This is a genomic window from Pedococcus sp. P2_D7, assembly GCF_056404295.1.
Genome location: NZ_JBFUEH010000002.1, coordinates 753,994 through 765,014 on the forward strand (window position 1 = coordinate 753,994; position 11,021 = coordinate 765,014).

Genomic DNA, 11,021 nt, shown 5'->3' on the forward strand with positions numbered 1-11,021 from the left:
GCGTGAGCGACGGGTCAGGAGCACGGGGCGACGACGCGCGCGCTCGGTCAGGGGAGGACGGGCTCGGGGTCCGGTCGGCCCCTGCGCGGCAGGTTCCTGATCGAGTCGACGCTGAGCACCACCAACGCCACCCACACGATGCCGAAGCCGACCCACCGGCTGCGCGACAGGTGCTCGTCGAGCAGCAGCACGCCACACAGGAGCTGGAGCACCGGGGTGATGAACTGCAGCAGGCCGATCGTGACGAGCGGCACCCGCCGCGCCGCCGCGGCGAAGAGGAGCAGCGGGGTCGCGGTCGCCACCCCGGCGGCGACGAGCAGCGTCGTGTGCCACTCGCCCTCGGTGGTGAAGGTGGTGTCGCCCCGGCTGGTCAGCACCGCGAGCATGACGACGGCGATCGGCGCGAGCACGGCGGTCTCGGCGGTCAGCGAGTGCATCGCCTCCAGCGACGCGCCGACCTTCTTCTTGACGAGGCCGTAGAGGCCGAACGACATGGCCAGGCTCAGCGCCACGACGGGCACCGACCCCGCGGCCACGCTCAGGTAGACGCCGGCGAGGGCGCCGATGCCCACCGCGACCCACTGCAGCGGGCGCAGGCGCTCGCGCAGCACGACCACGCCGAGCGCGACCGTGACGATGGGGTTGAGGAAGTAACCGAGGGCCGCCTCGGTGGTGCGACCGCCGAGCACCGCGGCCACGTAGATCACCCAGTTCGCGGCGATGAGCAGCGCGGCGGCGGTGACGCCGAGTCCCAGTCGCGGGCGCTGCCACAGCTGCCGCGCCCAGGCGAGGTCGCGCCGCACCAGCAGCACGAGGGCGCACAGCAGGAGGGTCCACAGGATGCGGTGCGCGAGGATCTCCCACGCGCCGGCCGGCTTGAGCGCCGCGAAGTAGAGCGGGAAGGCCCCCCAGATCGCATAGGCGATGAACCCGTATGCCGCGCCGCGCCGCCCTTCGTCCGCCGGCACCTCAGGCGGTGGTCGGGTCGTGGGTCACGCCACGGTCCACGTGTCGCGACCGTGGATCAGCGCGTCGAGGTCGGCGTCGGTGGGGCGGCCACCAGCGGTGTCGATGGCGGCGTCCACCTGGGCCGGGACCATGTCGTCGTAGGTCGGCCGGGAGACGCTGCGGAAGATGCCCATCGGCACGTGCGTCATCTGGGGCGAGTCCAGCCTTGACAGCGCGAAGGCCTGGGTGGGGTCCGCAGCGCCGGCGTCGTGGACGACCACGTCACGACCCTCGGACTCGGCCCGCGGGACGAACTCCATGGTGCCGCCCGCACTGCGGACGAGCACCTGCCGGTCGTCCTCGGGCCCGACGGCCACGGGCTCGCCGTCGGCGAGGTTGACGATCCGCGCCTCCTGCTGGGTGCGGTCCTTGATGAGGTCGAACGCGCCGTCGTTGAAGATCGGGCAGTTCTGGTAGATCTCGACCAGGGAGGTGCCGCGGTGCTCAGCGGCGGCGCGCAGGATCTCGGTGAGGTGCTTGCGGTCGGTGTCGGTCGTCCGGGCCACGAAGGTCGCCTCGGCCCCCAGGGCAAGGGACACCGGGTTGAACGGGTGGTCGACCGAGCCCATCGGGGTCGACTTGGTGACCTTGCCGACCTCCGACGTCGGCGAGTACTGCCCCTTGGTCAGGCCGTAGATCTGGTTGTTGAACAACAGGATCGTGAGGTTCACGTTGCGGCGCAGGGCGTGGATCAGGTGGTTGCCGCCGATCGACAGCGCGTCACCGTCACCGGTCACGACCCAGACCGACAGGTCGGGGCGGCTGGTGGCCAGGCCGGTGGCGATCGCCGGCGCGCGCCCGTGGATCGAGTGCATGCCGTAGGTGTCGAGGTAGTACGGGAACCGCGACGAGCAGCCGATCCCGGAGACGAACACCGTGTTCTCGCGCTTGAGGCCGAGCTCGGGCAGGAAGCCCTGCACGGCGGCGAGGATGGCGTAGTCGCCACACCCGGGGCACCAGCGCACCTCCTGGTCGGAGGTGAACTCCTTCTTGGTCTGCTTCGGGGCGTCCTCGGCGAGGTGCGGGACCCCGGCGGTGCCGCTGGGAGGGGCGCTGCCCGGCATACCCAGGTTGGTGGTCATGCTCGTCCTCCCTTGGCGGCCACGGCGTCGGTGGCCTTGCTGTCAGGAGCCAGGGCGTCGTCGCCGGAGGCGAGCGACACGATGGCGTCGGCGAGCTCGACCGTGGTGAACGGCAGCCCACGCACCTGGGTGAAGGAGTGGACGTCGACGAGGAACTTGGCGCGCAGCAGCATCGCGAGCTGGCCCATGTTCATCTCGGGGACGAGCACCCGGTCGTAGCGCCGCAGGACCTCGCCGGTGTTGGCGGGGAACGGGTTGAGGTGGCGCAGGTGGGCCCTGGCCACCTTGGCGCCGGTGTTGCGGACGCTGCGCGCCGCGGCGGCGATCGGCCCGTAGGTCGACCCCCAGCCGAGGACCAGCACGGTGGCCTCCCCGCTCGGGTCGTCGACCTCGAGCTCACCGATGGTGTCGGCGATCCGCTCGACCTTGGCGGCCCGCAGACGGGTCATCAGGTCGTGGTTGTCGGGGTCGTAGGAGATGTTGCCGGTGACGTTGGCCTTCTCGATGCCGCCGATCCGGTGCTCGAGGCCGGGCGTGCCGGGGATCGCCCACGGTCGGGCCAAGGTGGCCTCGTCGCGCAGGTACGGGTGGAAGACCGGCTCGCCCTTGTCGTCGGTGTCGTTCGGCTCGGTCGCGAACTCGACGGTCAGGTCGGGCAGCTCGGACACCGACGGGATCGACCACGGCTCGGAGCCGTTGGCGAGGTAGCCGTCGGAGAGCAGGAACACCGGGGTGCGGTAGGTCGTGGCGATCCGCACCGCCTCCAGCGCGGCGTCGAAGCAGTCGGCGGGGGACTGCGGGGCCACGATCGGCACCGGGGACTCGCCGTTGCGCCCGAACATCGCCTGGAGCAGGTCGGACTGCTCGGTCTTGGTGGGGAGACCCGTCGAGGGGCCGCCACGCTGCACGTCGACGATGACCAGCGGGAGCTCGAGCGAGACGCCGAGACCGATCGTCTCGGACTTGAGCGCGACGCCGGGGCCGGAGGTCGTGGTCACCCCGATGGCGCCGCCGAACGACGCCCCGAGGGCGGCGCCGATGCCGGCGATCTCGTCCTCGGCCTGCAGGGTCGTCACGCCGTAGCGCTTGAGGCCCGAGAGGGTGTGCAGGATGTCGGACGCGGGGGTGATCGGGTAGGAGCCGAGCACGAGCGGGATGCCGGCTCGGTGCGACGCCGTGACCAGCCCGAGGGCGAGCGCGGCGTTGCCGGTGATGTTGCGGTAGGTGCCCGGGGCCATCTTGGCGGGCGCGATCTCGTAGGAGACGGCGAAGTCCTCGGTGGTCTCGCCGTAGTGGAGACCGGCCCTCAGTGCCGTGAGGTTCGCGGCGAGGATGTCGGGCTTGGAGCCGAACTTCTTCTCCAGGAACGACTCGGTGCCGGTGGTCGGGCGGTGGTACATCCACGACAGCAGCCCGAGCGCGAACATGTTCTTGGCGCGCTCCTTGTCCTTGCGGGACAAGGTGTCGAAGGCAGCGAGGGCCTCGACGGTGATCGAGGTGAGCGCGACGGGGTGGACGTGCCAGGACTCGAGGCTGCCGTCGTCGAGGGGGTTGGCGTCGTAGCCGACCTTGGCGAGGTTGCGCTTCGAGAACTCGTCGGTGTTGGCGATGATCGTCGCGCCGCGCGGCAGGTCGCGCAGGTTGGCCTTGAGGGCCGCGGGGTTCATCGCGACCAGCACGTCCGGTGCGTCACCCGGGGTCAGGACGTCGTGGTCGGCGAAGTGCAGCTGGAAGCTGGAGACGCCGGGGAGGGTGCCCTGGGGCGCCCGGATCTCGGCGGGGAAGTTGGGCAGGGTCGAGAGGTCGTTGCCGAGTGCGGCGGTCTCCGACGTGAACCGGTCTCCGGTCAGCTGCATGCCGTCGCCCGAGTCGCCGGCGAACCGGATCACGACCCGATCGAGGCGTTGGACGCTCTTGCCGCTCGACTGTGTCTGCGTCACTGCGTGTTCCGCCACCTGTTCATCTGCTGTCTGCGCGCCGCTCGCCTCCTGCGGGCGTTCTTCCATGGTAGGACGGCTGCCGCCGGGGCATGCGGGCAACCCGCATTTCGGACAGTCGGGCATGTCGTTAATGGGCGCGGCGGATCGAGCCCTGACAGGTCGAGCGGGCGGTGCGCGAGCGGCGGCGGGCCGGCCCGCGAGTGGTGCGTGGCGGGTCAGGCCGTGACGGTGATCTCGTGGATCTCGTCGTAGGGGTGGCCGGCGCGCTCATGGATGCGCTGGATGGCGTCCTTGTCCGGTCCCTCGGAGAGGCAGAAGACGTGACCGCTCACCGGGTCGGCCCAAGCCTGCTTGAAGTCCACTGACTCCTCGTCCTGGATGGCGAGGTCGGCCCGGTGTGCCTCGAGCAGCGCCTCGGCGGTGACCCCGGGCATGTTGGTGTGGACATCCATGAACTGACCCATGGTGGCGCCCCTTTCTCAGGTTGGTTGTCCTGCCAAACTACGCCCGAGCGGCCGGGCGGAGGCTCCGTCAAATTGGTGGGAGCCCCCGGTGGGCTGGGAGCTCGGCGTGCCAGTCGGCCCACACCGCTGGCAGGCCGGAGGTGTGCGCCTCGTCGAGCAGCTCGCGGGCGACGCTGCCCGGTTCGTGCAGCCGGTATGCCGCGTGGCCGGCGACGGCGTCCGGCCGCCACCCGAGCGCGGTGAGGGTGTCGACGACCCGCGCCGTCCCGAGGGCGCCCGGTCCCAGCCCGGCCCGCACCTCGAGGTGCTCCACGAGGGCCGGCCGACCGGCATACCCGAGGGTCGTGTGGCAGTCGAGTCGGCCGCCGTCCTGGCCGCTGCGGCCGAGGGCGACCCGGTCGCGGAGCAGCAGGCGTCCGCCCTCGCTGACGTCCGCGCGCAGGTGGCGGGTGACGGCGGAGCCGTCGGCGACGACGAGCGGTTCGCCGGCCCAGGTGAGGGTCGCGCCCTCGTGCACCCGCAGCGAGGCGTCGACCACGCAGCCGAGTCCCCGACCGTGGTAGGCCACGGTGCCCGCGACGTCGCGCAGGTCGAGGCGCATCCCGGGACCCACCTCGACCGCCAGCCGGAGGGTGTCCCCACCGAGGAGCGTGGCGGTCGTGGCGAGGAGGGCGACCTCGGCGCCCGACCCCTCCTGTCGGACCACTCGGGGGGTGACCAGGCCGGCGGCCAGCACGAGTCGGCTGCTGTCGCCCCGGGCCCAGAGCTCGACCCGGGCCGTGCGGACCTCAGTGTGCGTGGGCACCGGCACCGCCGCCATGACTGTGGGTGCCGTCTTCACCGTGGCTGTGGGGGGCCATCGGGCCGGGGTCGACGGGCACGTGGTGGCCGCTGCGGTGGGCGCCGAGCATCGTCAGGACCCAGGCGCGCAGCTCGGCGACCGAGGCGGGGTCGGTGCGCGACAGGCCGATGACGGGCCGGCCGTCGCGGGCCTCCCGACCCTGCACCTGCATGAGGTCGGCGTCGACGCCGACGTGGGGCGCGAGGTCGGTCTTGTTGACCACCAGGAGGTCGGCGCGGGAGATGCCGGGGCCGCCCTTGCGCACCACGTCGCCGCCGCCGGCCACGTCGAGGACGAAGACCTGGGCGTCGACCAACGCGGGCGAGAAGGTCGCGGTGAGGTTGTCGCCGCCCGACTCCACCAGCACCAGGTCGAGGGGTGCGAAGTCGGCCTCGAGGTCCTCGACGGCGAGCAGGTTGGCGGTCACGTCGTCGCGGATCGCGGTGTGCGGACAGGCGCCCGTCTCCACGGCGCGGATCCGCTCGGGGTCGAGGACGCCGGCGGCGCGCAGCATCCGGGCGTCCTCGTCGGTGTAGATGTCGTTGGTCACCACCCCGAGTCGCAGCTGGTCGCCGAGCTCGCGACAGACCATGGCGATGAGTGAGGACTTGCCGGTGCCGACCGGGCCGGCGACGCCGAGCCGGAACGCGCGGGTGGCGTCGGGACTGGTGGTGTCAGGCGTGGTGGTGTCTGGCATGGCGGTTTCAGGCACTGAACAGCCTCCGTGCGTGGGTGGGGTGGGCGTGCTGCCACTGCTCCAGCAGCGGTGCGGACGGCGCAGGGATGCCGTCCGGCTCGGTCAGGTGCGCGACGGTGGCCACGACCTGCTCGATCGCGGGACCGGCGTGCAGCAGCCACTCGGTGGTCTCGACCGGGTCGAGCGGGCAGAGCTTGAGGGCTGCGGCGCAGAGGGACTGGACGTCGTCGTACCCGACGAGACGGGCGGTGCGCGCACCGTCGAGACCGGCCGCGGCGGCCGTCGCGCCGACCGCCACGGGCCGGGCGGGAGCGGGAAGGGGCGCGAGGGCGGAGGCGGCGGCGCTGCCCGGCCACAGCCGCTGGGCCAGCCGGCGCTGCCCCCGCCCCACCGCGATGGACGCGGCACGCACGACCTCGCTGGGGGTCCGGGCGGCCCAGGCCAGTTGGAGGTCGTCGAGGGGCAGTCCGGCGAGGGTGCGGTGTCGGGCGACCACCGCCGTCGCCGCATCGACCAGCACGACGGTCCGCAGCCGGGTTGCCACCAGGGCGGGCACGTCGCGCGGCTCGAGGCCGCCGAGGAGGGCTGGCTCGAGGCCGGAGGACTGGGTGTGGCCGCCGACGGGCAGTCGGCCGTCGGCCAGCAGCATGGCTGCGAACTCGGGGTGGGGGAGCATGGCGGTTGGTGGTCCCAGTCTCACTCAGAACAGCGAATAGCGTTGGGCGAGTGGGAGTTCGGTGGCCGGGGCCGGTTCGACGCGCTCGCCGTCGATGGTGATCGCGAACGACTCGGGGTCGACCTCGATCATCGGCAGGGCGTCGTTGTTCACCATGTCGGCCTTGGTCACGGCCCGCGTCGGACGGACGGCGGCCAGCTCGCGGCGCAGGCCGAGCCGGTCGGCGAGGCCGTCGTCGAGGGCCGCGGGCGCCACGAACGTCAGCGCGTGGTCGGCGCCCGCCCCGCCCTCGCCCACCAGTGCCGGGCGCATGAGCACCGGCTGCGGTGTGGGGATCGACGCGTTCGGGTCTCCGAGCGCGGCATACACGATCGCGCCCGCCTTGATCACGACGTCGGGGCGCCACCCGAAGAGCTTGGGGTCCCACAGCACGAGGTCGGCGAGCTTGCCCGGTTCGACCGACCCGATCTCGTGGTCGATGCCGTGCGCGATGGCGGGGTTGATCGTGTACTTGGCCACGTAGCGGCGGGCCCTCTCGTTGTCGGCGGGGAGGCCGCCGCCCAGGGCGCCGAGCCGGTCCTTCATCACGTGGGCGACCTGCCAGGTGCGGGTGACCACCTCGCCGATGCGACCCATCGCCTGCGCGTCGCTGCTCGTCATGGAGAGGGCGCCGAGGTCGTGGAGGATGTCCTCGGCCGCGATGGTGGTCGCGCGGATCCGGCTCTCGGCGAAGGCCAGGTCCTCGGGGACCGCAGGGTTGAGGTGGTGGCAGACCATCAGCATGTCGAGGTGCTCGGCGACCGTGTTGACGGTATGGGGGAGGGTCGGGTTCGTCGAGCCGGGGAGCACGTTGGGGTGACCGGCGATGGTGATGATGTCGGGGGCGTGACCGCCGCCGGCACCCTCGGTGTGGAAGGCGTGGATGCTGCGCCCCGCGATCGCCCGGAGCGTCGAGTCGACGAACCCCGCCTCGTTGAGGCTGTCGCTGTGCAGCGCCACCTGCAGGCCGAACTCCTCGGCGGCACGCAGGGCTGCGTCGATCGCCGCCGGGGTGCTGCCCCAGTCCTCGTGGACCTTGTATGCCGCCGCGCCGGCGAGCGCCTGCTCGCGCAACCCTGCGCCGCTGACGGTGTTGCCCTTGCCCATGAGCAGGAGGTTGACCGGGAGGTGGTCGAGGCCACGGAGCACGGACTGGAGGTGCCAGGGGCCGGGGGTGACGGTGGTCGCCTTGGACCCCTCGGACGGACCGGTGCCTCCGCCGCCCAAGGTGGTCAGCCCCGCCGCCAGGGCCTCGTGGACCTGGCTGGTGGAGAGGAAGTGCACGTGCAGGTCGACCCCTCCGGCGGTGAGGATGCGGCCCTCGCCGGAGATGACGTCGGTGCCCGGCCCGATCTCCAGGTCCGGGTGCACGCCGTCGGCGATGTCGGGGTTGCCGCTGCGGCCGAGCGCAACGATCCGGCCGGCACGGATGCCGACGTCGGCGCGGACGATGCCCCAGTGGTCGAGCACGATCGCGTTCGTCACCACGGTGTCGAGGGCCCCGTCCGCGCTGCTGCGGGTGCCCTGGGCCATCGACTCGCGAATCGACTTGCCCCCTCCGAAGACGGCCTCCTCGCCTCCGAAGGTCAGGTCGTCCTCGACCTCGATCCAGAGGTCGGTGTCACCGAGCCGGACCTGGTCACCGGTCGTCGGGCCGTAGATCGCGGCGTAGCGCTCGCGGTCGAGGTCAGCCATCGAGCTGACCCTCGGTCGGGCGGCCGGTCGTGGCCGGCAGCTGGAGGCCGGGGACCCTCCGACGTCCGCGGAACGCGACGGCGTCGACCTCCCGGCTGACCCCTGGCTCGAACCGCACCGACGTGCCGCTGGGGAGGTCGAGCCGGAAGCCGTGGGCGGCCGTGCGGTCGAAGTCGAGGGCTGCGTTGCTGTCGGGCAGGTGCAGGTGGGAGCCGATCTGCACCGGACGGTCGCCGGTGTTCACGATGACGAGGGTGAGCCGTTCGGCGTCGGTGCGGTCGGCGTTGATGGTGACGGTGCCGGGCCTGACCCTGATCGCGCCGGGGCCGGAGGTGTTGCTGCTCAACGGGTTCCGTCCTCTCAGGCGATGGGGTGGTGGAGGGTGACCAGCTTGCGGCCGTCGGGGAAGGTCGCCTCGACCTGGATGTCGGCGATCATCTCGGGCACCCCGTCCATGACGTCGTCGCGGGTGAGCACGGTGCGACCCTGCTCCATCAGGTCGGCCACGAGGGCGCCATCCCTGGCGCGCTCGATGACCCAGGTCGAGAGGAGGGCGATCGACTCGGGGTGGTTGAGCCGGACGCCGCGCGACAGGCGGTCGCGGGCGACCATGCCGGCCACCGACAGCAGGAGCTTCTCGGTGTCAGCGGGGGACAGGTGCATCGCGGCCTCCTTGGCGTGACGGTGCCCGGCCTCTCGGTGGTGGTTCGGTGCGGTCGGGCAGGGCCAGTAGACCAAGGCAGTGTTTCGTGCGGATTTCCTCGCCGCCAGCGCTAGCGTCCAAGGATGTCGTCGCGCAGCACCCCCACGTCGCGCAGCGCCCTCACGTCCGGTGCCAACCCCACGTCCGGTGCCAGCCCCACGTCCGGTGCCAGCCCCACGGGGGGCGCCGTCTCCCCGCGCGTCGTCATCCTGCCCAGTCCGCTGCTCGGGCCGGCCAGCTACCTGCCCCTGGCCGGGCTCCTCAGGGACCGCGGGCTGCCGACCGTGGTCGCGTCGATGCCTGCCGGTGAGGTCATGCCGGGCGGCGTGCTCCACGCCTTCGGAGCGGTGACCGACCACCATGAGGCCACCCTGCTCGTCGCGCACAGCAACGCCGGGTACTACGCGCCGACCCTCGCCAGCGCGCGCGACCTACCGGTCGTCTACCTGGACGCTGCCCTGCCCGCTCCCGGCGTGGCCGAGACCAGGCTGGCTCCCGCGTCCTTCGCGGAGTTCATCGAGACACTTCCGCTGACGGATGGTGTGCTCCCGCCCTGGCCGTCGTGGTGGGACCGCGCGGAGGTCGCGGCCCTCTTCCCGAACGACGACTGGCTCGACCGCGTGACCCGCGAGGCCCCCCGCCTTCCCCCCGACTACTTCACGACGCCGCTTCCGGTGCCGTCGGGCTGGGAGGCGCGGCCCGCGGCATACCTCGGCTTCGGTGACACGTATGCCGAGGAGCTCGCCCGCGCCGAAGGGCTCGGCTGGGTGGTGCGTCGCGAGGCCGGCCACCACCTCGCCCACCTCGCCGAACCCGCCCGCGTCGCGGACCTCCTCCTGGGCCTCCTCCGCGCCCTTGCGACACCTGGCTGAGGTTGCTCGTCAGTCGTCGAAGGTGGACCAGCAGATGGCGCTGCGGCGCGCCTGGTCCTCGAGCACGAGCACTCGGATCTCCTGGGGAAGCTGGTCGCGCTGCCAGTCGCGCTCACGTCGTCTGGCTTCGGGATCGTGCGGGCTCGCTGCCTGAGCGGCCTTGATCGCGTAGGCCGCTGCCCCGAGGTCGTGTTCAGCCACGTGTCCGACGCACGCCGCCTGGCCGGCGGCATAGGCGGCGAACCGGGCTGGCCCCCGCAGCGGTCGCGCCGCACCCATCGCCTGTCCGCCTCGGGACCTCGCGTCCATCATCGTCAGCTCGCCGCGGGCCCAGGCGCGCGCCGCGTCGATCGCCGCTCGTGGGCGACCATCCGATGGCTCGTCCCGCTCGAAGAGGGGCAGGACGTGCTCGGCACACGCCGCTGCCCACCGGGCCAGGAGGTGGTGGTCGGCATCCGTGAGCGTCCCGCCGCGGCGCACCGTGACCAAGCGCGGGTCACGGACTTCGGGGAGGATCACGCGTCCAGCCTGCCAGCCCTCGACCTTCCCACCACGGCCTGGCCGGTCGATGCTGGAGGAGATGGCTGTGGAGTGACCGCCCTGAGTGCTCCGCTCCGGACCGATCCGTCGGGCACCGGTCTCCCACACGTCTCGGGGAACTGGCTCGGTCAGGCGGCTCGGAAGCCGTGGCGGTCCAGGGGCCGGGTGGTGTGGGTGCGGCCGTCGGGGGCGGTCCAGGTGCAGACGCCGAGCTCGTCCATGGTGACCTGCCAGCCGGCGTGGTGCTTGAACCCGTGGTGGGTGGCGCACAGGGTCTGCAGGTTGGTGACGGTGGTCGGCCCGTCGGGATGTCGGACCACGTGGTCGAGCTGGCAGCGTCTGGCGGCGGTGGCGCAGCCGGGGAACCGGCAGGTGCCGTCCCGGGATCGGACGGCTCGCGCGGTGGCGGCGCCGGGGCGGTAGGTGCGCGGGTCCTGCCAGCGGGTCGCGCCGGTGACCGAGTC

General features: G+C 72.4%; 13 protein-coding genes. 1 reads left to right on the top strand and 12 read right to left on the bottom strand.

Annotated features, from left to right (window positions below; translation table 11 throughout):
• Positions 1-47 precede the first annotated feature (47 nt).
• The 10 genes from rarD to AC1DWJ_RS07130 all read right to left on the bottom strand — a co-directional run bounded on the left by rarD (position 48) and on the right by AC1DWJ_RS07130 (position 9,105).
• Positions 48-968, bottom strand: a complete 921-nt coding sequence (rarD, locus tag AC1DWJ_RS07085; protein ID WP_477620354.1) for an EamA family transporter RarD — start codon at positions 966-968, stop codon at positions 48-50.
• A gap of 24 nt (positions 969-992) precedes the next feature.
• Positions 993-2,090: a 2-oxoacid:ferredoxin oxidoreductase subunit beta gene (locus tag AC1DWJ_RS07090; RefSeq protein ID WP_477620355.1), complete on the bottom strand. Its 1,098-nt coding sequence runs from the start codon at positions 2,088-2,090 to the stop codon at positions 993-995.
• Positions 2,087-4,030: a 2-oxoacid:acceptor oxidoreductase subunit alpha gene (locus AC1DWJ_RS07095; RefSeq protein WP_477620356.1), complete on the bottom strand. Its 1,944-nt coding sequence runs from the start codon at positions 4,028-4,030 to the stop codon at positions 2,087-2,089. The genes AC1DWJ_RS07090 and AC1DWJ_RS07095 overlap by 4 nt, the downstream gene beginning before the upstream one ends.
• Before the next feature lie 215 nt (positions 4,031-4,245).
• Positions 4,246-4,494 (bottom strand): SCO4226 family nickel-binding protein, encoded by a 249-nt coding sequence (locus tag AC1DWJ_RS07100; protein ID WP_056924295.1) that lies wholly within the window; start codon positions 4,492-4,494, stop codon positions 4,246-4,248.
• A 67-nt stretch (positions 4,495-4,561) separates the two neighbouring features.
• Positions 4,562-5,299: an urease accessory protein UreD gene (locus AC1DWJ_RS07105; protein ID WP_477620357.1), complete on the bottom strand. Its 738-nt coding sequence runs from the start codon at positions 5,297-5,299 to the stop codon at positions 4,562-4,564.
• Positions 5,283-6,032: an urease accessory protein UreG gene (ureG, locus tag AC1DWJ_RS07110; protein ID WP_477620373.1), complete on the bottom strand. Its 750-nt coding sequence runs from the start codon at positions 6,030-6,032 to the stop codon at positions 5,283-5,285. The genes AC1DWJ_RS07105 and ureG overlap by 17 nt, the downstream gene beginning before the upstream one ends.
• A 7-nt stretch (positions 6,033-6,039) precedes the next feature.
• The gene (locus AC1DWJ_RS07115) at positions 6,040-6,708 is read right to left on the bottom strand and encodes an urease accessory protein UreF (RefSeq protein ID WP_477620358.1); all 669 of its coding nucleotides are present in this window, start codon (positions 6,706-6,708) and stop codon (positions 6,040-6,042) included.
• A gap of 24 nt (positions 6,709-6,732) precedes the next feature.
• A complete protein-coding gene (locus AC1DWJ_RS07120; protein WP_477620359.1) occupies positions 6,733-8,442 on the bottom strand; it encodes an urease subunit alpha in 1,710 nt (569 codons plus the stop codon).
• The gene (ureB, locus tag AC1DWJ_RS07125; RefSeq protein WP_457253993.1) at positions 8,435-8,788 is read right to left on the bottom strand and encodes an urease subunit beta; all 354 of its coding nucleotides are present in this window, start codon (positions 8,786-8,788) and stop codon (positions 8,435-8,437) included. Before ureB ends, AC1DWJ_RS07120 begins: the two co-directional genes overlap by 8 nt.
• 14 nt (positions 8,789-8,802) lie before the next feature.
• The gene (locus tag AC1DWJ_RS07130) at positions 8,803-9,105 is read right to left on the bottom strand and encodes an urease subunit gamma (protein ID WP_477620360.1); all 303 of its coding nucleotides are present in this window, start codon (positions 9,103-9,105) and stop codon (positions 8,803-8,805) included.
• 123 nt (positions 9,106-9,228) lie between these two features.
• On the opposite strand from AC1DWJ_RS07130, the gene AC1DWJ_RS07135 reads away from it, so the two are divergent.
• Positions 9,229-10,017, top strand: a complete 789-nt coding sequence (locus AC1DWJ_RS07135) for a hypothetical protein (protein WP_477620361.1) — start codon at positions 9,229-9,231, stop codon at positions 10,015-10,017.
• A 9-nt stretch (positions 10,018-10,026) separates the two neighbouring features.
• Here the strand turns inward: AC1DWJ_RS07135 and AC1DWJ_RS07140 are convergent, their stop codons facing one another.
• Complete coding sequence (locus AC1DWJ_RS07140) at positions 10,027-10,536, bottom strand: putative immunity protein (protein WP_477620362.1); 510 nt, start codon at positions 10,534-10,536, stop codon at positions 10,027-10,029.
• Positions 10,537-10,685: 149 nt separating this feature from the next.
• The coding region (locus AC1DWJ_RS07145; RefSeq protein WP_477620363.1) for an HNH endonuclease signature motif containing protein at positions 10,686-11,021 on the bottom strand (336 nt) is incomplete at its 5' end.